Below are 23,580 nucleotides of genomic sequence, written 5' to 3' on the forward strand. Positions count from 1 at the left end.
TGTTAATGAGCTTCTCGAATGAATGGAACGATCTTTATAATAAAGATCTTCAGCTGACATCTTGGCCCTGGTCTGACCTAGTTTCTTTGGTTTATCAACACTGTAATACTGTCATTAGTCAAGATGGGGTAGTGTTTGAGTTGGGTTGTGGTAATGGCCCGAATATCCCCTTTATTGAATCCCTTAACATGTCTTATTATGGAGTAGATGGAAGTGAGTCAGTAATTAAAAAACTTCATAAGAAGTTTCCAGCATTAAAGCAAAGAATTATGGTCGGAGATTTCACTAAAAAGGAATGTTTTCTAAAATTACCTAAAGTTGATATAGTTATTGATAGGGCATCAGTTACTCATAATAATCAATTATCTATAATGAGTGTCTTAAAAAATAGTTATGATGCTTTGAAAACTGGTGGATATTTTGTTGGTATTGACTGGTTTTCAACTAAGCATTCAGATTTTGTATTAGGTGAAGAGGGTAGTGACCCCCATACTCGCAGATATATAGAATGCGGACAATTTGAGAATGTTGGTAATGTACATTTTTCTGATAAAAAACATCTCTGTGAACTATTTTCAAGTTTTGATATAATCTCTCTTGAGGAAAAAATAATTAATGCATATAAGCCAAAAAATAATTATCAGTTTTCATCATGGAACATAGTAGCAAAAAAGAAATAGGCAAGACTATTCTTGTTATAGCGGCTCACCCTGATGATGAGGTGTTGGGTTGTGGGGGATCTATAGCAAAGTGGACTGCAGCAGGCCATTTAGTTCATGTACTTATTTTGGCTGAAGGTGCAACTTCACGAAGCTCAATTAGAGATAGAAAAGTTAAGGGTGAGGAGTTGTCAATATTACAAAAGTCTGCAAATAGTTCGGGAAAAATTCTTGGCGTGTCCTCTGTAAAACTATTAGATTTTCCTGATAATCGTATGGATTCATTAGATCGACTTGACATAATTAAGGCGGTTGAAAAAGAAATAGAGCGGTTAAAGCCTCATACAGTGGTCACCCATCATTGTGGAGATGTAAATATTGATCATAGGATAACTCAAGAGGCGGTTGTGACAGCTTGTCGGCCTCAACCAGGGCATTCTGTTCGACTTATATTGGCTTTTGAAATAATGTCAAGCACAGAATGGCAGCCACCTGGGTCAAATTTTGTATTTCAACCTAATTGGTTTGAAGATGTAGTAAAGACTATGCACCTTAAAATTGAAGCATTAGATTGCTACAAATCAGAAATGCGTGCGTGGCCACACCCTCGATCTGTAAAAAGTATAAAAAATTTAGCACAATACAGAGGCAGCATGATTGGCTGTGAGTTTGCTGAAGGTTTTATGTTATTAAGAATAATACAATAATCTTACAAACCAACTAAATAATGACCAATATTCTAGTAGTTGAACGATTAACTATTTTTAATCTTTTTATAGTTATATTTTATAAAATTTTTAAATTTGAAGTTTATATCTTTAAATCTTCAAAAAAACTAGCTAATGGGCGCTTATCAAAATTTTTATCATTTCAAGTTTGTAACTTCGAAGATTGTTTTGATATAAACTTTAATTATTATGGGGGAAAAAATGGTGATGCCATAGATGAGGTTACTAGGAATTTTATAAATAGTGACATATCAAATAGTTTTCTACCATTTTTTACTAATATAAAAGATTTTCAAAAAAAACATAAATTGCTTGTGAAGGAATATGTTTTAGGCAGGTGTACAAATTTAAATGATATTTATATCTGGATCGAGGGTTATTTTATAAATCATAAAGAAAATAGCCTTAATATTTATATCCTAGGTGATATATGTAAAGTTGGAGCTCAATTTTTAAAAATTCGATCTAATTCTATAAAAGTTTCTCCTGTTTTGTCAACTAATTTAATTATAGTTTTCAAGCTCTCACAAAGGTTATTTAGTTCACTATACCAGAAGATATTAACCATTATTTATGGAGCTATCCCTTCTAAATCTAAAAAACACGATACTAGCCAACTATCCTTTATAAGCAATAATGTCGATACTTTAATTTATAAGGTTTTATATTTTCCACATCAAAGTATTTTTTATGGAGATTTATTTGTAAAGGATAATTTCTATAGTGAAGAGATAGATTCATCATTTCACCCATCAAATATTCTACACATTGAATTAGAAAATATAAATATTACTAAGGATCAGCTCAAATACTATAAAGATAAAGATATTTCAACCATGATTCTTCCTAAGCTAGAAGCGAGAAAATTATATAAATATTTGATTTATATATTGAGTGAAATTGGATTAAAGAAAATGCTGCTTTTTTTAAGAAAAGATTTTATTCTATTTTGTGTTTTTCTACTTAACGCAATAAAGTTCTTATCTACAAAAGATTTAATTAAGAAAAATTTCAACGCTAAAATAGTATTAGTTGGCTATGATATACTTTTTCCAAAAATACTTTCTTTGGCATTTGAGTCCTTAAAAATTAGAACAATTTCAACACAAGAAAGATTAATGCCAACATTTTTCTCTCATTTTTCTTTCTCAATAGATACTTACTTATGCAATAGTCAATTAGTTTTTGATACAATAAAAACTTCAAATGATAAGTTTGTAAATAATCTTATTCCCTGTGGTCAAATCAGATCAGATACTTTAATAAACTATAAAAAAAATATTACCAATAAAAATGAAAGATTTACTATTGTTGCATTTGATTATGAATCGAATTCTGATTTTGATGCTAACAGGCTGAGGGTTTGTGGTAACTGGAGTCAAAATATCATTTTTTATAAGGACCTCTGCAGTCTAGCAGAGGAATTTCCTCAGGTTGACATTATAATTAGAGGTAAAAATGTAAATTGGATTTCAATCCCTTTTTTTAAAGATGTTTTAAATATGATTAATGCTACTTCAAATGTATGGATTGATGAGGACTATTCTAAGCTAAATAGGCAGTATAAGCTTGCGAGTAGATCTGATTTAGTAATAGCAAAATATACATCAATCGGGGACGAAGTAATGGCTCTAGGAAAAAGAGTTATTTATTATGATTATTTTCCAAACTCAACTCACTATTTTGCAAGTGAGTATTTTAAATATAATAACTATAATGTATATGCATACTCTTATATTCAGTTGGAGCAAATGGTTCAAAGTATTTTAAATGGCTTTGAATTATTAACAGACGCAGAGGTATTAGAGTTGCAAATATTAATCAATAATGCCCCAGCAGATGGCAAGGCAAAGCATAGAGTGATGAAAGCTTTAGATACTATTTATGCTGAAACTTGTTTATGAATAATAAATATAGAATATAAGGGTTATTCATGACTAGATCAATAACTATGTTCCGCAGAGAAATTTTAAATAGAAATTTAACACGCCCAAACTGGGTAAAGCAAGAACATAGATTTCTAGATAGGGTTTGGCTAGATAAGAATGAGTGTGGTGATCCTGAGATGAATCAGGTTGTTATGCAATCTTTGTCAAAAATTCCAGTGGAAGCTGTTTTTAGCTATCCAGACCTGGATGTTCTTTATGGAAAAGTAGCTAAATTTTCTAATGTGTTGCCAGAAAATGTTTTACTGACTGCTGGATCAGATGGAGCTATACGGGCTTGCTTTGAGTCTTGCATTCAGTCAGGTGATAGAATTATATTATCGCGACCTTCTTTTGCTATGTATGAAGTTTATTCAAAAGTTTATGGTGCTGAAGTCACTTGGTTAGATTACGAGAAGTCTGAAAATGGGCCCGTACTCGAAGTTGATCGAGTTGTGAACACTATTAAGAAAATTAGACCTAAAATGGTTTGTTTGCCAAATCCAGATAGCCCTTCTGGTACAGTTTTTTCTTATTTAGACCTTAGAAAAATTGTTGATGCAGCTGCTGATATTGACTCATTAATGCTTATAGATGAGGCTTATCACCCGTTATATAAAGAAACTTCTGTGCCGTGGATTCATGAGTGTAAAAATTTGGTAGTTGCCAGAAGCTTTAGCAAGGCTTGGGGTGCTGCGGGGCTAAGAGTCGGATATTCATTAGCAAATAAGGAATTAACAGCTTTGCTCCATAAACAAAGACCGATGTATGAAATAGGTAATGTTTCTGCAAAAGCAATTGAGATTCTATTAGATTATGAAAAAGACATGTTGCAATCCGTTAAGAGAGTTATTGCTGGTAAAAAATATTTCCAGAATGCCATAAAGGATTTAGGAATGCATTCATATGATAGCCATGGAAATTTTGTTCACGTAAGGTTTGGAAAGTATTCAGACGAAATTCATAAAATCTTAGAAGGTAAAGTTTATTACCGTAAAGATTTTACTAATCCCTGTTTAGAGGGATATAGTAGATTTTCGACAACTACTAAAGAGAGGTTTAAGCCAATAATAAAATGTATAACTGATGTGGTAATTGAGTATAAAAAAAAGGAGTCTTCTAATAATGAAAGCTTATAAGGTTGCAGTAATTGGGTGTGGTCGTATTGCAGGGCATAACTGTCGTGCTTTAGTTGGTACTGAAGGGCTAGAGTTGTCAGCGGTTTGCGATTTAGAGATTGAAAAAGCTAATCTTTATCGTGATGAATTTGATGTGCCTGCATTTTCAAACTACCACACGATGCTTACAGAGATTACTGATATTGACATAGTTGCAATTATTACACCTTCAGGTATGCATTTTGAACACAGTTTGGATGTGTTGAAAAAATATAATAAACATATTATTGTTGAAAAACCAACATTTATGAAGCCATCTCAGTTGAATGAGGCATATAGCATTGCAAAAAACTTAGGCTTGAAAATTTTTCCAATATTTCAAAATAGACATAATAAAGCAGTTCAGCGTGTAAAAAAAGCTATTACTAATGATGAACTAGGAGATATTAGAGTTATTGGTGTTCGTGTTAGGTGGTGTCGACCTCAGCGTTATTATGACATGGCTTCATGGCGAGGAACATTGTCCCATGATGGTGGAGCCCTAACAAATCAAGGCATCCATCATGTGGACTTATTAAGATACTTGGGTGGTGAAGTTAGTCAAGTGAACGCGACCATGCGGACATTAGGCGCAAATATTGAGGTGGAGGATACAGTAGTTTCAAGTTTTACTTACGAAAATGAAGCAGTAGGAAGTTTAGAGGTAACTACTGCAGCTAGGCCTGATGATTTTGAGGCATCTATTTCTATTGTTGGCTCAAAAGGTTTAGCGCAAATTGGTGGTATAGCGGTTAATGAATTGCAAATATTTACTCCGGATCTTGATGCATGTGAAAAATATAGTGAGGATTTTTCTGACTGTGTATATGGAGAAGGACATCAGTTAATATATAATGATATATATGCCTCTATGTCAAGTGGCACCGAATATTCTGTGAGTCAACAAGACTGTCTTAAGTCGATTCGCTTATTACATGCATTTTATCGCTCGGATGAAAAAAATGGGTGGCAAGAAGTTAACGAAGATGGAGAGTCAATACGTCTTGGAGAGGAAAATAATGAAATTTCTACTTTATATAGGACAATAAAATGACAAAAATAATTGGGGTTGTACCTGTCCGGATGAATTCTAGTAGGTTTCCAGGAAAGCCACTATTTAAAATTGCAGGTATGCCCATGTTAGAGCATGTGTGGCATCGTGCAAAAATGTTTAAAAAATGGGATGAGCTTATACTTGCTACTTGTGATGTTGAAATCAAAGAGTTTGCCGATTCTAAACATGTCCCTTGTGTTATGACTTCAGATAAACATGAGCGAGCATTGGATAGGGTTGCAGAGGCGATTGAAAATAGTGATTTTCAAATTAATGAAGATGATATAGTTTTAAATGTTCAGGGAGATGAGCCTATGATGCGACCAGATATGATTTCAGCAACGGTGCAACCTATGGTTAATAATGAAGATATAAATGGTGTAGTTTTATCAATGCCTATTATTGATGAAGTACAATTTCATGATCCAAATATACTTAAAATTATCCATAATATTAAGGGCGATATTCTATACACTTCGCGTGCCCCAATTCCATACTGTAAAGAGTGGTCGCCAGATATTCAAGCGAAAAGAATTTATGGTATTTTTGGCTTTCGCTGGGGTTTTTTAAAGAAATTTACAGAAATGGCAGAGTCGCCTTTAGAATTAGTTGAGTCTTGTGATAGTAATCGTCTTTATGATAATGGCCTAACTCAAAGAGTTGCAGAATATCCATATATAGACTCGTTTTCTGTTGATACACCAGAAGATGCAGAAAAAGTAGAGTTGCATATTAAAGCAGATCCATACTGGAGAAAATATAATGAGCAATAATGCTGAATCATGGAATCAGCCTAATGTTGTTAGTTTTTTTGATACTAATCGTGCAACGACATCAGACATCTATCCATCAGAATGGTTTTTCCTAAAAGAACAGTTAAAAGAAGGTATGAGTATATTGGATATTGGTTGTGCGCAGGGTGGTTTTGCAGGAATGATTGCTGAGCATCTTAATGATTTTACTTATACTGGTGTTGATATAAGTGAAGAGATGATATCGAAGGCTAAAGAAAAATATCCTCAACATAATTTTCATATCGTAAAAGAAAATGATTATTCAAAAGTTACAGGCAAGTATGATGTTTCACTTGTTTTAGGGATACTTCATTTACATGAAACTTGGAGAAATACTATTCAAATTGCTTGGAATCATACTAAATCAAGCTTAATTTTAGATCTAAGGGAAGTATTTGAAGAGACAGTTGAAGATAAAAAAAAATCATATTTTAAAATGGATATTAATGGAAGTAATGATGATTATTCTGAAGTGTTGCCATATAATCTTATTAATTCAGGCGAAGCTCTAGAAATTGTTAATTCAATTTGTACTGGAGCAGAAAAAATTTCATTTTATGGTTACTCACAAGACCCAGCAAAAACAGCAGTTACTCCAACTAATAAGATTTTTGCATCTGTCTATTTAGCTCAAAAAGGTAGATAAATGAAAAATTTAATTTCTTCTCCAGAGCAGGTAAAACCTAATTTTAATAAGGTAAAAAATCGTTGGGAAATGTTACTTTCTAGATATTATGATTCTGATGGTAGTTTGAATGAAAAATATCTAACTAATGTTGATTGCCCTCATTGCAAATCGAAAAATTATACAGATTCTTTTCAATTAAACAGTTTTTGGCATCATACATGCGTTGATTGTAACAGCGTTTATGTAAGTCCAAGATTAAATGATTTGGCTTTAGAAGAATTATATTCTGATGAATACTATTCAGAAATGTTTAATGAGGCAATGATTCCTTTTTTTGATAAAAGAAAAAAACTTATTGGACAGTCAAAATATTCGCAGGTTATTAATTCCTTAAAAGCAGTATGTCAAAAACAGAAAAAAACCTTACGAATATTAGATATAGGCGCAGGTATTGGAGAAGTATTATCTGTTTTTAATGATAATGAAAATATCTGTGAGGCTATTGAGGTTAATCCCTCTGCAATTAAGCACTTAAAAAGTATAGGTATTAATGTTTTTGAAGATAGCTTTTATAATTATAAATCGAATGAAAAATTTGATATCATTATGGCTTGGGGCGTAATTGAACACGTAACAAATCCATCATTATTTTTAGAAAAAGTTTATTCATTATTAAATACTTCTGGCGTTTTTGTTTCAGAAGTGCCTCATGCCCAATCTTTATTAGTAGACTATTGTAGAAAAACTGGAAAAGATCCTTTAAGAATATTGCAGGGAGAGCAACATATTATTTTGTATTCGAATGAAGCATATATTGACCTTCATAAAAAGGCTGGTTTAAAGTTGCACAAAGTTCAAACAAATGGACTTGACTTATCAACAATAATTGGAATCAACAAAAAAGAACTTAATCTTGATATTATTTCTGATGTTCAAAGTACTTTGGACTCTTTTATGATTGGAGATTTGTTACGTGGATTTTGGTATAAGTGATGACTAAAAAACTAAAGGTAGGTATTGCTGGTTATGGTGTAGTTGGAAAGCGTAGAAGAGAATGTGTTGATCAAAATAAATTTTTAGAAATAATAGCCGTATGTGATCAAATATTTCAAGACGAGGTATCAATAGTTGATGGGGTTCGTCGATACAAAAACTATAAGAAGCTTCTGGAAGAAGATCTTGATATTTTAATTGTGTGCTTGACAAATGATATTGCTCCTGAGGTCACCATTGCCGCCCTTAATTTGGGTATTCATGTATTTTGTGAAAAGCCTCCTGGCAGAAATGTATCAGATATTATTCAAGTTATAGATGTTGAGAAAAAAAATCCAAATTTGAAGTTAATGTATGGCTTTAATCATCGTTATCATCATTCAGTTCAAGATGCACTCAAGCTAGTCCATTCTGGTGAATTAGGAAATATAATTAATATTCGTGGTGTTTACGGAAAGGCTAAATTGATTACTTTTAATCAGCCCGACTGGAGAACTAAGAGAGAGGTTTCTGGAGGTGGTGTTCTTCTGGATCAAGGGATACATATGATTGACCTTATTAGATTATTTGGGGGAGAGTTTGAGAGTATTCATAGTTTTGTATCAAATAGCCACTGGGGCCATAACGTTGAAGATAATGCTTATGCATTGATGAAAACCAGTGATGGCATAGTTGCAATGATGCATTCCTCAGCAACTCAATGGAGGCATAGATTTAATTTAGATATTAATTTAGAAAAAGGCAGTGTAATTTTGGGTGGAATTTTATCAGGCACTAAGAGTTATGGTGCTGAAACTTTGACAGTTGTAAAGGCTGATCCAGAAAATGACTTAGGTGATCCTATGGAGCAAATTACTAGATATAACAAAGATCCATCATGGTCTACTGAGATTGATGAATTTATTAAATGTATCATTGAAGACAAGGTAGTTATTAATGGAACATCAGATGATGCTCTTCAAACCATGAAGTTGGTATATGAAATATATTATGCAGACTCTTCTTGGAGAGAAAAATATGATATTCCTGACCCTAAATGTAATTAATTAATTTGGAAAAACTATGAAAATTAAGCCATTTGTTACTGATTATTTAACAAGATTGAAAGTAATATTAGATCAAGTAGATCCTAATATCATAAGCGATATTATTGATGCCCTCGAACAAACTATTGAGGATAAATCAAGAATATATATTATTGGAAATGGCGGTAGTTCTGCAACTGCATCACATATGGTTAATGATTTAGGCTCTGGCTTAAGGAGGAGAGATATAATTAATTTTGATGTTGTAAGTTTAGCTGATAATAGTCCAGTTGTTACTGCAATAGCTAATGATATAGGGTATGAAAACATATTTTATATGCAAATGAAAGGTTTAATCAAGCAAAAAGATATTGTTATTGCAATTTCTTGTAGTGGAGACTCTCCAAATATTTTAAAGGCTGTAGACTATGCTCAAAGTTCAGGTTGCAAAGTTATTGGAATTACAGGTTTTGATGGAGGTGGACTAAAAGTTTTATCAGATATTAATTTTCATGTTGACGCACCAAAAAATGAGTATGGTCTTGTTGAAGATGCTCATATGATCATTGATCATATTATTTATTCTTACTATAATCAAAAATAGCTAAATTCTAGTATGGATTTGTTGGAATTATCAAAAAAGACTGCAAAGCTTGGACTGAGAAAATTATCCATCTTGGACAAAAAAAATACTAAAGAATTTAAATTTTCAACTAAAGTGCCCCGAGAAATTAAGGCAGAGGCAGATTTAATAATTGAAAAACTTTTAATAGACGAATTGTCTGTATCAGGATTAAGTATTTTAAGTGAAGAGAGTGGATTGATAGAATCAAGCAATAACTCTAGATTAAGATTTATCATTGATCCTATAGATGGTACTGTAAATTTTATCCGAGGCATTAATGACTGTTCAATTTCAATAGCTTTGTTTGATGGCAACGAACCAATATTTGGAGTGTTAGCATCTTATCCAAGTGACATAATTGCCTGGGGCGGAAAAGGTATTGGAGCATTTATTGGTGAGGTGCCAATCAAGGTCTCATCCATAAAAGATATAAAGAAAGGAGTTTTATGTACTGGATTTCCATCAAGATTTGAGTTTACTCCAGAAATCCTTTCAGATCAGATGCATTTAATACAAAGCTTTAATAAGGTTCGAATGCTTGGCTCTGCATCTCAATCTTTACTTAAGGTTGCACAAGGATCTGTCGAGGCGTATTTTGAGAATAACATTATGATTTGGGATGTAGCTGCTGGTATTGCAATAGTTGAAGGTGCTGGTGGCGAATTTAGAATTAAGAAACAAGATTATAATAATCCAATAGAAGTAATTGCTTCTAACAATCTCATTGATAAGTCAATATGGGCATTTTAATGAAATCTTTAGCTATTACCTCTCGATCATTTTCTAAGCATCCAATTTTACGTAATGAGGTTTTAAAGCGTTATCCAAATGCGAAGTTTAATGATCAAGGGTTGGCACTTAAGGGTAAATCTCTAGTTAAGTTTCTTCAAGGTTATGAAAAAGCAATCACGGCTCTAGAAAAAATAGATGAGGAGCTTTTATCAGAGTTGCCTGAATTAAAAGTCATTGGAAAATATGGTGTTGGATTGGATATGTTAGATCTGAGTGCTATGAAAAAATATGGGGTGAAACTTGGTTGGAAAGGTGGTGTAAATAAACGTTCTGTTTCTGAACTAGTTGTTTCATTTGCAATATACCTTTTGCATCGTGTTGTATTTGCCAATGCAGAAGTGAGAAATGGAGAATGGTATCAGGTCAAAGGTCGCCAATTATCAGACTGCACGGTGGGCATTATTGGTTGTGGGCATATAGGAAAGGACCTTGTTAAATTATTGAAGCCATTTAACTGCAATATCCTTGTAAATGATATTTTAAATTTTAAAGATTTTTATCAAGAAAATAATATCACACCCGTCAGAATAGAAGAGTTAATGCAAAAATCTGATATTGTAACTTTGCATTTGCCATTGAATAGCTCAACAGAGAATATTATAAGCAGAGATCGTTTACAAATGCTTAAGAAAGACGCTATATTTATTAATCTTGCTCGAGGAGGATTGTTGGATGAGGATGCTCTCAAGAAATTACTGAGGGAAAATCAAATTGCTGGAGCAGCGCTTGATGTATTTGCAATTGAGCCGCCATCTGATACAGAATTTGCATTAATGGACAATGTAATTGTTACTCCTCATATTGGAGGAAGTTCAGAAGAAGCTATTTTAGCAATGGGGATTGCGGCAATAGATGGCCTGGATAGTGCAAAAGACCCTATGACCTTCTTACATAAATAAAAATAAAAAAAATAGTTTTCTCATATGAAAAGGTTGATGCGCACTAAATCTAAATTATTGGTATGGGACCTAGATAGCATCCCACCTGATGACACGCCTCAAGTTATTCACTGGAATAGTTATAAAAATTCAGAGGTGGATGGAATTTTCTCAATTCCTCATTTAGTTGAAGAGAATGCAAATAATCTAAAGGCTAAATATTTAAGTCTAATTTATGATTTTGGTGAAGCAAAAATTAATAGTAAAAGAATAGTTGACTATTTAAAAATTCGTCAAGAGTTTAGTTATTGGTGGATGACGCTATTAGTTGAGAAATGTAATTATGCTAAATCACCTCAAATTAATAATATCGTAAAGTTAATGGCACTAGAAAAGTGGCTAAAAGAAAATAAATATCAGAAACTTACCCTTGTTTCAGCTAACAACGAACTTTCTATGTCAGTCTCTCTATTAGCAAAAAGATTACTAATAGATTTTGAGTGGAAAAAAGATCAAATCAGTAAGTCTCAAATTAGTATGGCAAAGAAAGTTTTCCATTCTTTGCCTAACATAATTAAGTCATTGATCTGGTTGGTGCATTATTTAATTTCAAACTGGGCACTAATAGGTGTTGGAGTGAAAGAATGGAGAAAGACAGATGCAACTACAACCTTTGTCTCTTATCTTTTTAATTTAGTTCCAGAATCATCAAATAAAGGTCAATACGAGAGTCATTACTGGACAACACTTACTGACTTATTGCATAAAAATCAGCATTCTAGCAATTGGCTTCATATTTACGTTAAAGATAGTTTATTGCCTTCAGCTAAAAAGGCATCTAAACTTATTAAACGTTTTAATCATTTCAATAAAGGTAATCAGGTGCATGTAACGCTTGCATCTTTTTTAACACTACCATTAATTTTTAGTACTCTTAAAGACTGGTACAAAGTTCTTAAATTAAATAAATTGGTCCAAAAACGATTAAAAGAGAATAGTGGGTATCTTTGGCCATTATTTAAAAAAGATTGTCATGATTCAATGTCTGGTATTCCAGCAATGACTAATCTTCTCTATTTTAATTTATTCGAGAAAGCTATGAATGAATTGCCAATACAGAATCGCGGTTGTTATTTACAAGAAAACCAAGGTTGGGAGTTTGGCTTTATTTCTGCCTGGCAATCAGCAGGGCACAAAAAAAAATTAATGGGTTTTCCACCATCAGCAGTTATTGAGTGGGACTTGAGAAATTTTTTTGATACGCGAAACTATAACCAAAAAAAATCATACAGTTTACCCCTTCCTAATTTTGTAGGGGTGAATGGCGAAGTATCAAAAAACACATATTTGGATGGCGGTTATCCTAAACAGGATCTGATTGAAGTAGAGTCATTACGTTATCTTTATTTATCCAATTTTCCTAATTATCAAACTAAGAGAAAATTTGATATTTCAAGAGAAAAAACAGTACTAGTAGTTGGGGATTACTTGATAAAAAATACTTATAAACAGTTAAATGTTCTATTATCGGCGCTTGTAGATGTTGATAAATCAGTCCGTTTTATTATTAAACCTCATCCTGCATGTCCAATTAATATGGCGGATTTTCCAAGTTTACGTGGTGAGATATCCATAAAACCAATTCAGGAGCTACTTGGAGTTAGTGATATTGTGTATTCAAGTTTGATAACTTCAGCTGCGATTGATGGCTACTGTGCAGGTCTTCCAGTGATTACCCTGTTGGACGGTAAAACCCTCAATATGAGCCCATTGATTGGCGTTAAAAGCGTATACTTCATAAAAAATTCAGAGGGCTTATCTAATGCAATTAACACTATAGAGGTAACTAATTTAAATCAAAAAAGAAATTATTTTTATCTTGATCTAGATTTACCAAGATGGCAAAAATGGTTAAATGATTAATTTGATAAACACAATAAATAAATTTTAAAGACAATGCAAATCTCTAAGAATTTTAATGGTAAAAAAGTTTTAGTTACTGGTAATACTGGCTTTAAAGGCTCATGGCTCTCAATCTGGCTTAAACAACTAGGTGCAATAGTATATGGGGTTTCATTTGACATTCCATCAACTCCATCTCACTATAGTGTAACTAGTCTATCTACTCAGATTGAAGATCATAGGCTTGACATTCGTGATGCAGATTCAATAGCAAAATTAGTTCAGAAAATTCAACCTGATTTTGTCTTTCATTTGGCTGCCCAGGCCCTGGTTAGGCCTTCTTATGAAGATCCACTAGGAACAATTACAACAAATGCAATCGGTACTGCCAATCTTTTAGATGCATTGCGAAGTCTAGACAAGCCTGTTGTGGCAATTATGATCACTAGTGACAAGGCTTATGATAATGTAGAGTGGGTTTGGGGATATCGTGAAACTGATCGTTTAGGGGGTAAGGATCCTTATAGTGCTTCTAAAGGGATGGCAGAATTGGTGATTCGCACCTATGTAGAATCATTCTTCAATTCTTCAGATTCTAATGTACGTGTGGGCATCACTAGAGCTGGTAATGTGATTGGTGGGGGAGACTGGGCTGTTGATCGAATAGTGCCCGACTGCATGTATGCGTGGTCTTTAAATCAAATTGTTGATATTCGAAGCCCTCAGTCAACTCGTCCTTGGCAGCATGTTCTGGAGCCACTTAGTGGTTATCTTGTTTTGGCAGCTGAGCTTGCAGTGGAAAATAAGTTCCATGGTGAGGCGTATAATTTTGGACCTTCATCTAATCAAAATTATCCAGTCTCTGAATTGATTGACGAGATGGCAAAATATTGGGACCATGTTCGTTGGAATGATGTTTCAGTTGCACAGAGCCATGTTCATGAGGCAGGATTGCTAAAGCTAAATTGTGATAAAGCACTTTATGATCTCGATTGGCGTCCATCAATGCAATTTTCAGATACAGTAAAAATGACAGTTGAATGGTATAAATACTATTATCAAAATAGCAATCAGTCAATGTATGATTTCACTATCTCACAAATTGATGAATTTACTAAGATAGCAAAATCACAAGATATTAATTGGAGTTGTTAGTGGCTATAAATGGAGTTAATATTACCCCACTTTCAATCATTGACACAAAAGGGGGCGATGTGTTACATGCTATGAAGATCAGCGATCATGGTTATTCAGGCTTTGGTGAGGCCTATTTTTCCACTATTGAACCTGATGCAATCAAGGGGTGGAAGCGACATAAGCAGATGGTATTGAATCTGGTTGTCCCTGTTGGAACAGTTCGTTTTATTCTTTTTGATGATCGAGACAATCAAGATAATGTAAATCAGTTTCAAGAAGTAACTCTTTCGATAGAAGATGGCTATTCTCGCTTAACCATTCCACCCATGATTTGGGTAGGTTTTCAAGGCTTAGGTCTTCAAAAAAGTTTAGTTCTTAATATAGCAAATATTGAGCACTCACCAGAAGAAGTTGAAAGAAAAGAACTAGCTGAAATTAAATTTAATTGGAGTAAGTATTAGATGAAAGTAATTATTCTTGCAGGTGGCTTTGGAACCAGGCTATCAGAACACACGGCAGTTATACCTAAGCCAATGGTTACAGTAGGTGGGCGTCCTATACTTTGGCATATAATGAAGACCTATGCACATTTTGGACATAAAGATTTTCATTTGGCCCTTGGTTATAAGGCAGAGGTGATAAAAGAGTATTTTCTGAACTATCGTTCTTTAAATGCAGATTTTACAGTGAACCTTTCATCGGGAGAAGTTGAGCCACTCGAAGTTGAGGATATTGATTGGAGAGTAACACTAGTTGATACAGGGACTGAATCGATGACTGGAGGTCGTGTAAAGAGAATGCAATCTTTTATTGGTAATGAGACATTTATGCTGACGTATGGTGATGGAGTGGCAGATATTGATATTGACGCTCTTCTAAAGTTTCACAGAAGCCATAGTAAGATGGTTACAGTCTCTGCAGTTCATCCTGGCGCGCGTTTCGGTGAGTTAGAGATACAAAAACAACAAGTTATATCATTTAAAGAAAAACCACAATTAACCAAAGGTTGGATTAATGGGGGATACTTTATCTGCGAACCAGAATTTTTTGATTTCATTATTGGAGATCAAACTATACTTGAACATGATCCTCTTGAGAAAGTAGCTGCAATGGGTGAGCTTATGGCATATCACCATGATGGATATTGGCAATGCATGGATACCAAACGTGATAGAGACAATTTGGAGGAATTATGGAAGTCTAATAAAGCACCTTGGAAGATTTAGTGAGTAAAACTTCTATCAAAAAAGACCATATTCTTGTTGTGGGTGGTACAGGATTTATTGGAACACATATAGTTAAAGAAGCTCTAGTTCGAGGTTTAAAAGTGACAATAATTTCTAAAAGTCATAAACCTTTTTCAGATAGAATTAAAGATGTTGAGTATTTATCAGTAGATATAAGTCAGCAAGATAATCTATGCAATCAATTAAAAAATAAGACATTCCAATATGTAATAAATTTAGGTGGATATGTTGATCACTCCAATTATTCTTCTGGGGGTGACATGGTATTTAATGTGCACTTTAATGGAACTAAAAACTTAATCAACAACATTAATAAAGACAGCTTGAAAAGTTTTATCCAAATTGGAAGTAGTGATGAATATGGTATAAATGTAGCACCTCAAAATGAAAATCAGAGAGAGTCTCCTATTTCACCTTATTCTTTTGCAAAGACTACAACAACTCATTTTTTGCAAATGCTTTATAGGACTGAATACTATCCAGTTGTAATTCTTAGACCTTTTTTGGTGTATGGCCCTGGACAGGGAATGGAAAGATTTATCCCCCAGGTTATTAAAGGATGTATTGAAGGAAGAAAGTTTCCAACTTCAGAAGGAAGACAGTTAAGAGATTTTTGTTTTATTGGTGATTTTGTTGGATCAGTTTTTTCCTCAATTGATAATACTAAAGCTTTTGGGGAAGTAATTAATATTGCATCTGGAGAGCCAATCTTCATAAAAGACGTTGTTAATAAAATTCAAAATATTATTACCACAGGAAGCCCCCAGTTTGGTGAGACTGGATATAGGGCTGGAGAGAATATGGAGCTATATGCAGATATAACAAAAGCAAAGAAATTATTGAATTGGCAACCAAAAATTAGTTTGGAAGAAGGACTGAGAAAAACTATTGATGCGATAAGAAATATTGACAATGCAAAATAAACTCCTTGTAAGCGTTATAGTTAATTGCTTTAATGGTGAAAAATACTTATCTGAAACAATTGAAAGTGTCATTTCCCAAAACTATACTAATTGGGAGTTAATTTTTTGGGACAACATATCTACAGACCTTAGTGCAGAAATATTTAATAAATATAATGACAGAAGACTAAACTATTTTTTAGCTGATAAACATACTAATCTCAGTGAAGCAAGGGCACTTGCAATAGAAAAATCTCAAGGTGAGCTGATTACTTTTTTGGATGTCGATGATTATTGGAAGAATTCTATTCTAGAAACTCAAGTTGCACTTTATAAAGACAATGATGTAGTTTTCTCATGTGGAAATTTTTATATAATTACAGAACATACTAAAAAAAGTAGAGTATTCAGAAAAAAAGGAGAAATTCCCTCTGGCTATGCGTTGAATAACCTACTTATAAATTATTCAGTGGGCATGTTGACACTCGCAGTTCGAAGGTCGGCTTATTTAAGTATAGGGGGTTTTTCTTCAGATTACCATATTATTGGTGACTTTGACCTTGTCATGAGATTAGCAATAAACGGGAAAATGGGCTCATTTCAGGAGCCGTTAGCTATTTGCAGAAAAGATGGTAATAATGAATCAATTCTAAAAGTAGATTTAAAAATACAAGAACTAAAAATCTGGTACAAAAAAAATGGTAATTCTTACAAAAAAACCAATAAGAAAGCAATTAATATATTTTATTCATCCATTTTATACATTGAGTCTGTTGCTTGTATCAATAATAACTCTTTTTCTTTTACTTTACTTGTAAGTGTACTCAAAAGACAGTCTTTTAAAAATATTTTAAAAATAATTATAAAATTTTTTATTAAAAAAATAAGTGGGGTGAGGGTTTGAAGCCAATAGCAACATACTTTTTGGGCTATTTGGTTGCCCATATTTTTTTGATATCGATAGTTCAATCTATTTTTTGTCAAGATCTTAAAATATTAGAGCTTGCTTTGATTTTTGTAGCATTTGGAATTGCTGTCTTCAACTCCAAAAAAATTATTTTAGAAAAATCTGACATTATCATAGCTTTTCTATTTGTATTTTTAAACATTTACTATACGTTTATCGAACTAAAGGGTCTTATCTTTTTTAAAATGACCTATGTCATACTTCTTTCCATGTTGCTAAGTAAAGTAATTCTACCTTTTCTCTCCTCAAATGAATATTTAAAAAAAATCAATCTTATTTATCTTATTCTGCTAGTTGGTCTGGTAATAGAATATTTATACATAGCTATTTTTGGGAATAAGTTTCTGGTTGATTTATTTATGTGTAATGGGGAAATAACAGGTGTTAGAGGATATATTGAGTTATATAATATCACTAGAGAAATTTTGCCGTATCATATTCAAGGGTTGAATTCCCTTATGATGGCTCAGCAAGGGGGCCAAACTGCATCTCAGTTGGCTGTAATTATTTTTATTTGGTATTTATATAAGTATAAAAATAATAAGGATGGGGTCAATTTATCTTTAGCTCTTTTAGCAGTTTTGATGCTCTTTTTGTCTCCTACAATAGCTTCTTTTTTCTTGCTATTTATATCAATAGTAATTATTTATTTAATTTATTTAAAAAGAATTCTAAATAAACCAATAAAAAGCTTTATAAATTTATATGTTAGCATTTTTGTTGCTTGTTTCGTAATCTACCTTTTGGTCAAAATATTAACTATTAAACATACTAGTTTAGATTTTATTTATGAAAAATATATTCTCGGAAGTGTTAAAGGATTTACTTATTTTAATTTTAAAGAAATTTTACTAGGTGTTTCTTATGAAAGGGAGCTTGAATTATTTAAATTGGGAGAAATTTCATATATAACCCAACTTATAAAGTATGGGTTTGTTGGTGTAGGTGTGTTTTATCTCTCAATTTTTTATTACATTATTAGAGCATTTAGTAATAAAAATATACAGGCAATAGTTCCAAATGTATTTATCATAGGGGTCTTTATTTTGGGTAATGCTCATTACCCTGTAATGTTTTCCCTTGGAGTGATGGAGATATTTGTATTACATTTAGCATATATTATTTATGCTGGTTCGAATATAAAAAAAAATAAGTTTTAGTTTTTAAATCTAGTGCCTTACTATAAAATAATAGAAAATTTTATGTTTAATAGAATAAGTGATTATGAATGAATTTACCTTGTTAAATACATTAAATATTATTAAGAGACACTTACTAATAACTATTGCGATATTTTTTGCCGCTTACTGGGTGTTACCCAGTCTTAATATTGTTGAAAATAAGTATAAAGTTGAAAAAATAATTAAATCTGGTAGGCATCCTATAGAATTTAATACGCCTTTACTTGAGTTTCCAGATATTAATGGAATTTTAATAAGTTCTAGTTTTAGTAGCTATTTGAATAAAACTATTAAAGGAAGTGAAGTATCTAGTTTCAAAATTACAGAAAATGATATTGGAAATATGATTATAACTTTCCAAAACACCAATCCAGATAGTATTGTTAGCACAGCAAAAGCTGTTATGCAAAGGCTGCAGGAGTTTGATAATATATCAATCCAGAGACAATTTGATATGATCAATGAAATATTGGATGTTGATCGTGAAATTTTAGAAATACTTGAAACTTCAGATGGCGAGTATATGTTCACAGATGAAAATATTGAGGAATGGGCAAATCAACAGAAAAAGTACGATTTGGCTATTCAAGATATGGAAGATTTTAATCAAAAATACAAACTCAACCTTGTTAGTTTAATGACATATAAGACCAATGATACTTCTCGCCGGGTTGCGTTAGAAACAGAAATACTTAATCAGAAAAAAATCATTGCTAAGTGGGAAGCAATGAAAAAAGATGACTTTACAACGGTGTCTTATTTATTTCCAGTATCAAAAAATGATATATCAATATATTATCCAAATCCTATAATATTTTTTGGTTTTTCATTATTAGTGGCGTTTTTCTATAATTTAATTTTATTAAGTTATAAGTATAGAGAAAGTGTTAAATAATTTCATAGAATTACCATATTTTTTTGCTAACCCTATCTGGAAAATAACAGAAAGCAAGTTTGATATTTCTATTAGTGCTTTAAGGTATCTTAAAGAGTATATTAATATTCTGCATAGCAACGAATAGCGATGTTTGGAATTATCGGCATCTCTGGTTTAGTAAATAAATTTTGAAACAAATACTACAAAACTTATCAAATGGAAAAACCTCTCTTGTTGATGTTCCATCTCCTAGAAATATTAAATCAAATGTATTAATAGCTACTAAAAATAGCTTGGTTTCAGCTGGAACTGAACGCATGTTGGTGAATTTTGGTAAGTCTAACTTACTTAATAAAGCCAAGCAACAGCCTGACAAAGTAAAAGAGGTACTCAATAAGGTTGTTTCTGATGGGTTGGTTGCAACTATTGATGCAGTGAAATCTAAATTAGACCAGCCATTACCATTGGGTTATTGTAACGCTGGCGTTGTTTTAGAAAGCGATGTTAGTAATTTTGAAGTTGGTGATAGAGTGGTTTCAAATGGAAATCATGCTGAAGTTGTTCGTGTTCCAAAAAATTTATGTGTAAAAATTCCTGATGGTGTTGACGATGAGTCTGCAGCATTTACAGTCTTAGGTGCTGTTGGACTGCAAGGAATTCGTCTAATTCAGCCTACTATTGGCGAATGTTTTGTGGTTACCGGCCTTGGGTTAGTTGGTTTGATGTGCGTGCAAATGTTGCGAGCTAATGGTTGTAGAGTGCTAGGTGTTGATTTTGACTCTAAGAAATGTGAACTGGCACGACAGTTTGGTGCAGATACTGTTGATTTATCTAAAGATGAAGATCCAGTTATTTTTGCTCGAAGCTTTTCTAGAGGCAGAGGTGTGGATGGTGTTCTTGTTACTGCAGCAACTCAGTCTGATGAGGTTATGCATCAAGCGGCTGAAATGTGCCGTAAACGAGGCAGGATTGTATTAGTTGGTATAGTGGGATTGAAGTTGCGTCGAGATGATTTTTTCAAAAAAGAGCTGACTTTCCAGGTCTCAGCTTCTTATGGCCCTGGCCGATATGACTCGTTTTATGAAGAGGATGGAAATGATTATCCGGTAGGTTTTGTGAGATGGACTGAGCAAAGAAATTTTGAAGCAGTATTAGATATGATGGATTCTGGAGCTTTGGATGTGCAGCCCTTGATTACTCATCGTTATAATATTAAAAATGCAATCAAAGCATATACTTTGCTGGATGATCCATCAGCACTAGGTATTGTGTTAAATTATCCTCCCCAAGATAAAGTCAACCTTCAAAAGTCTAAAGTTAGATTGTTATCTAAATCCTCTACTATGCCAGTTAAAGTTGCACCTTGCATAGGGTTTATTGGGGCTGGTAATTATGCGTCCAGAATTCTAATTCCTGCTTTTAAAGAGACTGAATCTGTCCTTGATACACTAGTAACAAGTGGAGGTATTAGTGGTGTTCATCATGGTAACAAAAACAGTTTTTTAACCGCCTCTACTAGTATAGATGATGTTTTAAATAATGAAAGTATCAATACAGTTGCAATTGTTACACGACATGACGCACATGCAACCCAAGTGGTTGACTCGCTAAATGCTGGAAAGCATGTCTTTGTTGAAAAGCCACTAGCTTTAACATTAGATGAAATTGAGCAGATTGACAAAGCATATAAAGAGAACAATAAATCTAAAAACGTTAAATTAATGGTTGGCTTTAATAGACGTTTTGCTCCCCACATTATAAAAATAAAAGAGTTGATGAGTAATCATCAGTCTCCTAAGTCAATTCTTATGACTGTAAATGCGGGACCGATTCCAGCTGAACATTGGGTGCAAGATATTCACGTTGGTGGTGGTAGAATTGTTGGAGAAGGTTGTCATTTTATTGATTTAATGCGTCACCTTGTTGGGCATAGTATTGTTGACTTTACAGCTACTATGATGGGAAATGCATCTGGTGTTGAGGTTAGAGAAGATAAGGCTTCAATCACTTTAACATTTGCAGATGGTTCTTTCGGTACGATATTATATTTAGCCAATGGAGGCTCCGCATTCCCTAAAGAGCGTATCGAGGTTTTTTGTGATAATGCAGTATTACAAATGGATAACTATCGAGTGCTTAATGGTTATGGATGGCCAGGGTTTAAGAAGATGAAGCTATTTAAGCAAGACAAAGGGCAGAAAGCCTGTGTTCAATCATTTGTTAGTTCAATTATTGATGGCAAGGAAGTTCCAATACCTTATGAAGAAACTATAGAAAGTTCTAGAGTTTCAATTGAAGTAGCGAATGCATTGCGTGGTGAATGATACAAAAGTTAAAATTAGTATTTCATACAGTTAAATATTTAAAATTTAGGCAAATATTTAACCGATTAAAACGTAGATATATAAAGCGAGCTATTAATATATCGCCTTCACCAAGTGTTTCTATAATTTCAAGAAAACCACAGTCTTTTGTACCTGGCCAATCAAGAATGTTAGGTGAAAATCGTTTTCAATTTCTTAATGTAACTGCAGATGTAGAGAAAGCAGATGATTGGAATCTAACCAATCAAGATAAACTTTGGCTATACAATCTTCACTACTTTGATGATCTAAATGCTATTGAAGCAATTCAAAGAGCTTCTTGGCATGCTAATTTAATTGAGCGATGGATTTATGAAAATCCTCCAGGATATGGCAATGGTTGGGAAGCTTATCCTTCCTCATTGCGGATTGTTAATTGGATAAAGTGGTCATTAATAGGAAATTCTTTTAAACAGCAGTGGTTCGATTCTCTAGCTATTCAAGTACGACATTTATCTAATAATTTAGAAACAGACTTGTTGGGCAACCATTTGTTTGCAAATGCAAAGGCCTTGGTCTTTGCTGGGCTATTTTTTAAAGGAAAAGAGTCTGATAGCTGGTATCAAACTGGTTTAAATATAATAGAAAAAGAATTATTAGAGCAAGTACTTACTGATGGAGGAAATTTCGAATTATCTCCTATGTATCACTCGATATTCTTGTTAGATTTGTTAGATTTAGTGAATATTCATCATGCATACAACAAGAAACAAATAAGTGGAGTTAAAGACAAGATACCACTTATGCTTTATTGGTTAAAATCTATGTGTCACCCTGATGGAGGGATATCTTTTTTTAATGATGGAGCTTTTGGTGTAGCTCCATCTTTGGATGAGTTGCTAGATTATGCAAAAAAGTTAGGTATAAAAAATATTAGTGAGAAAGTTAAAACATTAGAGTATTTAAAAGACTCTGGATATATTAGGGTAGAAAGAGAAAATTTAGTGGCGATGCTTGATGTGGCAAATATTGGCCCTGACTATATTCCTGGTCATGGGCATGCTGATGTATTAAGTTTTGAGTTATCACTTTTTGGGAAAAGAGTTATTGTTAACTCTGGTACTTCTATTTATGGAATAAGTTCTGAGCGCCATAAACAAAGAAGCACATTATCACATTCAACAGTTGTTATTGATGAGCAAAACTCCAGTGAAGTTTGGAGTGGGTTTCGTGTAGCAAGGCGTGCAAATGTGCTAAATATAAAAACCAAGCAGAATAAGAATAATATCGAAGTATCAGCTTATCACGATGGATATACAAGGCTTAAAGGTAGACCAATTCATAAGCGTGACTGGAATTTTTTTGACAATAGAATAATAATTAAAGACAGTATTTCTGGAAAAGGAGTGCATAGTGTTAACTCTATATTGCCATTACATCCAGAAGTGTCAATAATAAATCCTCAAGAAAACTCTGTTGAGTTTGAAGTCAATGGAAAATTAGTAAAAATAGTGTTTGAAGGATCTGGAAAGCTGCAGGTTGTATCATCCCAATATCACCCTGAATTTGGCTTATCTATTGATAATAAACAGCTCATATATACTTATACTGGTTCTTTGCCTTTTATAGGAATAACAAAAATTATATGGCAAAATTATTAATAGTTTTTTGTTGCTATCCTTGTAGATAGGTTTAATTATAAAAAATGATTTATTGAGACAAGAGATGAGTGAAAGGTCCATAATAAGGTTTCAAGAGCTATCTGATTATAAAGAGATTGCTTTGCATACATTAAATATTATGAAG

At 32.9% G+C, this 23,580-nt stretch carries 22 protein-coding genes; all 22 read left to right on the forward strand.

The features are described from left to right. Window positions 1-5 precede the first annotated feature (5 nt). The 22 genes from CRN91_RS03245 (at window position 6) to CRN91_RS03350 (ending at window position 23,435) form a co-directional block, all read left to right on the forward strand. Complete coding sequence (locus tag CRN91_RS03245) at window positions 6-680, forward strand: class I SAM-dependent methyltransferase (RefSeq protein WP_168177006.1); 675 nt, start codon at window positions 6-8, stop codon at window positions 678-680. After that, window positions 653-1,366: a PIG-L deacetylase family protein gene (locus CRN91_RS03250; RefSeq protein WP_114115014.1), complete on the forward strand. Its 714-nt coding sequence runs from the start codon at window positions 653-655 to the stop codon at window positions 1,364-1,366. The genes CRN91_RS03245 and CRN91_RS03250 overlap by 28 nt, the downstream gene beginning before the upstream one ends. A 20-nt stretch (window positions 1,367-1,386) precedes the next feature. Next, window positions 1,387-3,291: a hypothetical protein gene (locus CRN91_RS03255; protein WP_114115015.1), complete on the forward strand. Its 1,905-nt coding sequence runs from the start codon at window positions 1,387-1,389 to the stop codon at window positions 3,289-3,291. A 29-nt stretch (window positions 3,292-3,320) separates the two neighbouring features. Next, a complete protein-coding gene (locus CRN91_RS03260) occupies window positions 3,321-4,451 on the forward strand; it encodes a pyridoxal phosphate-dependent aminotransferase (RefSeq protein ID WP_114115016.1) in 1,131 nt (376 codons plus the stop codon). After that, entirely contained in the window at window positions 4,438-5,523 is a 1,086-nt protein-coding gene (locus CRN91_RS03265; protein WP_114115017.1) for a Gfo/Idh/MocA family protein, read from the forward strand. The genes CRN91_RS03260 and CRN91_RS03265 overlap by 14 nt, the downstream gene beginning before the upstream one ends. Beyond that, the gene (locus CRN91_RS03270) at window positions 5,520-6,296 is read left to right on the forward strand and encodes a 3-deoxy-manno-octulosonate cytidylyltransferase (RefSeq protein ID WP_114115018.1); all 777 of its coding nucleotides are present in this window, start codon (window positions 5,520-5,522) and stop codon (window positions 6,294-6,296) included. Before CRN91_RS03265 ends, CRN91_RS03270 begins: the two co-directional genes overlap by 4 nt. Then, window positions 6,286-6,963, forward strand: a complete 678-nt coding sequence (locus CRN91_RS03275) for a class I SAM-dependent methyltransferase (protein ID WP_114115019.1) — start codon at window positions 6,286-6,288, stop codon at window positions 6,961-6,963. Before CRN91_RS03270 ends, CRN91_RS03275 begins: the two co-directional genes overlap by 11 nt. Next, window positions 6,964-7,938 (forward strand): class I SAM-dependent methyltransferase, encoded by a 975-nt coding sequence (locus tag CRN91_RS03280; protein WP_114115020.1) that lies wholly within the window; start codon window positions 6,964-6,966, stop codon window positions 7,936-7,938. Next, window positions 7,938-8,984, forward strand: a complete 1,047-nt coding sequence (locus CRN91_RS03285) for a Gfo/Idh/MocA family protein (RefSeq protein WP_114115021.1) — start codon at window positions 7,938-7,940, stop codon at window positions 8,982-8,984. The genes CRN91_RS03280 and CRN91_RS03285 overlap by 1 nt, the downstream gene beginning before the upstream one ends. A gap of 16 nt (window positions 8,985-9,000) precedes the next feature. Next, window positions 9,001-9,567, forward strand: a complete 567-nt coding sequence (locus CRN91_RS03290; RefSeq protein ID WP_114115022.1) for an SIS domain-containing protein — start codon at window positions 9,001-9,003, stop codon at window positions 9,565-9,567. 12 nt (window positions 9,568-9,579) lie between these two features. Next, a complete protein-coding gene (locus CRN91_RS03295) occupies window positions 9,580-10,338 on the forward strand; it encodes an inositol monophosphatase family protein (RefSeq protein ID WP_114115023.1) in 759 nt (252 codons plus the stop codon). Then, window positions 10,338-11,279, forward strand: a complete 942-nt coding sequence (locus CRN91_RS03300) for a phosphoglycerate dehydrogenase (protein WP_114115024.1) — start codon at window positions 10,338-10,340, stop codon at window positions 11,277-11,279. The genes CRN91_RS03295 and CRN91_RS03300 overlap by 1 nt, the downstream gene beginning before the upstream one ends. A 36-nt stretch (window positions 11,280-11,315) precedes the next feature. Continuing rightward, window positions 11,316-13,181, forward strand: coding sequence for a TIGR04326 family surface carbohydrate biosynthesis protein (locus tag CRN91_RS03305; RefSeq protein WP_168177008.1), 1,866 nt, complete (start codon window positions 11,316-11,318; stop codon window positions 13,179-13,181). 33 nt (window positions 13,182-13,214) lie between these two features. After that, window positions 13,215-14,315, forward strand: a complete 1,101-nt coding sequence (rfbG, locus tag CRN91_RS03310; RefSeq protein ID WP_114115026.1) for a CDP-glucose 4,6-dehydratase — start codon at window positions 13,215-13,217, stop codon at window positions 14,313-14,315. After that, window positions 14,315-14,758 carry a dTDP-4-dehydrorhamnose 3,5-epimerase gene (locus CRN91_RS03315; RefSeq protein WP_371412776.1) on the forward strand — a complete coding sequence of 148 codons (444 nt, stop codon included), beginning with the start codon at window positions 14,315-14,317 and terminating at the stop codon, window positions 14,756-14,758. Before rfbG ends, CRN91_RS03315 begins: the two co-directional genes overlap by 1 nt. Then, window positions 14,759-15,523 (forward strand): glucose-1-phosphate cytidylyltransferase, encoded by a 765-nt coding sequence (rfbF, locus tag CRN91_RS03320; protein ID WP_114115027.1) that lies wholly within the window; start codon window positions 14,759-14,761, stop codon window positions 15,521-15,523. Further along, on the forward strand, window positions 15,523-16,467 hold the full coding sequence (locus CRN91_RS03325; protein WP_254424966.1) for an NAD-dependent epimerase/dehydratase family protein: 945 nt from the start codon (window positions 15,523-15,525) through the stop codon (window positions 16,465-16,467). The genes rfbF and CRN91_RS03325 overlap by 1 nt, the downstream gene beginning before the upstream one ends. Further along, window positions 16,457-17,350, forward strand: a complete 894-nt coding sequence (locus tag CRN91_RS03330; RefSeq protein WP_114115028.1) for a glycosyltransferase — start codon at window positions 16,457-16,459, stop codon at window positions 17,348-17,350. Before CRN91_RS03325 ends, CRN91_RS03330 begins: the two co-directional genes overlap by 11 nt. Then, window positions 17,347-18,573, forward strand: coding sequence for a hypothetical protein (locus CRN91_RS03335; RefSeq protein WP_114115029.1), 1,227 nt, complete (start codon window positions 17,347-17,349; stop codon window positions 18,571-18,573). Before CRN91_RS03330 ends, CRN91_RS03335 begins: the two co-directional genes overlap by 4 nt. A gap of 64 nt (window positions 18,574-18,637) precedes the next feature. Beyond that, entirely contained in the window at window positions 18,638-19,489 is an 852-nt protein-coding gene (locus tag CRN91_RS03340) for a hypothetical protein (RefSeq protein ID WP_114115030.1), read from the forward strand. A 170-nt stretch (window positions 19,490-19,659) separates the two neighbouring features. After that, window positions 19,660-21,795, forward strand: coding sequence for a bi-domain-containing oxidoreductase (locus CRN91_RS03345; RefSeq protein WP_114115031.1), 2,136 nt, complete (start codon window positions 19,660-19,662; stop codon window positions 21,793-21,795). Then, window positions 21,792-23,435: a heparinase II/III family protein gene (locus CRN91_RS03350; RefSeq protein WP_114115032.1), complete on the forward strand. Its 1,644-nt coding sequence runs from the start codon at window positions 21,792-21,794 to the stop codon at window positions 23,433-23,435. The genes CRN91_RS03345 and CRN91_RS03350 overlap by 4 nt, the downstream gene beginning before the upstream one ends. The last annotated feature ends 145 nt before the right edge of the window (window positions 23,436-23,580 follow it).

The organism is Candidatus Thioglobus sp. NP1 (assembly GCF_003326015.1).
GTDB lineage: Bacteria > Pseudomonadota > Gammaproteobacteria > PS1 > Pseudothioglobaceae > Pseudothioglobus > Pseudothioglobus singularis_A.

Coding starts and splice junctions, on each gene's coding strand:
- rfbG (WP_114115026.1), top strand. CDS start 13,215: ATGCAAATCTCTAAGAATTTTAATGGTAAAAAAGTTTTAGTTACTGGT.
- CRN91_RS03290 (WP_114115022.1), top strand. CDS start 9,001: ATGAAAATTAAGCCATTTGTTACTGATTATTTAACAAGATTGAAAGTA.
- CRN91_RS03275 (WP_114115019.1), top strand. CDS start 6,286: ATGAGCAATAATGCTGAATCATGGAATCAGCCTAATGTTGTTAGTTTT.
- rfbF (WP_114115027.1), top strand. CDS start 14,759: ATGAAAGTAATTATTCTTGCAGGTGGCTTTGGAACCAGGCTATCAGAA.
- CRN91_RS03245 (WP_168177006.1), top strand. CDS start 6: ATGAGCTTCTCGAATGAATGGAACGATCTTTATAATAAAGATCTTCAG.
- CRN91_RS03250 (WP_114115014.1), top strand. CDS start 653: ATGGAACATAGTAGCAAAAAAGAAATAGGCAAGACTATTCTTGTTATA.
- CRN91_RS03280 (WP_114115020.1), top strand. CDS start 6,964: ATGAAAAATTTAATTTCTTCTCCAGAGCAGGTAAAACCTAATTTTAAT.
- CRN91_RS03330 (WP_114115028.1), top strand. CDS start 16,457: ATGCAAAATAAACTCCTTGTAAGCGTTATAGTTAATTGCTTTAATGGT.
- CRN91_RS03260 (WP_114115016.1), top strand. CDS start 3,321: ATGACTAGATCAATAACTATGTTCCGCAGAGAAATTTTAAATAGAAAT.
- CRN91_RS03340 (WP_114115030.1), top strand. CDS start 18,638: ATGAATGAATTTACCTTGTTAAATACATTAAATATTATTAAGAGACAC.
- CRN91_RS03255 (WP_114115015.1), top strand. CDS start 1,387: ATGACCAATATTCTAGTAGTTGAACGATTAACTATTTTTAATCTTTTT.
- CRN91_RS03350 (WP_114115032.1), top strand. CDS start 21,792: ATGATACAAAAGTTAAAATTAGTATTTCATACAGTTAAATATTTAAAA.
- CRN91_RS03305 (WP_168177008.1), top strand. CDS start 11,316: ATGCGCACTAAATCTAAATTATTGGTATGGGACCTAGATAGCATCCCA.
- CRN91_RS03285 (WP_114115021.1), top strand. CDS start 7,938: ATGACTAAAAAACTAAAGGTAGGTATTGCTGGTTATGGTGTAGTTGGA.
- CRN91_RS03270 (WP_114115018.1), top strand. CDS start 5,520: ATGACAAAAATAATTGGGGTTGTACCTGTCCGGATGAATTCTAGTAGG.
- CRN91_RS03265 (WP_114115017.1), top strand. CDS start 4,438: ATGAAAGCTTATAAGGTTGCAGTAATTGGGTGTGGTCGTATTGCAGGG.
- CRN91_RS03295 (WP_114115023.1), top strand. CDS start 9,580: ATGGATTTGTTGGAATTATCAAAAAAGACTGCAAAGCTTGGACTGAGA.
- CRN91_RS03300 (WP_114115024.1), top strand. CDS start 10,338: ATGAAATCTTTAGCTATTACCTCTCGATCATTTTCTAAGCATCCAATT.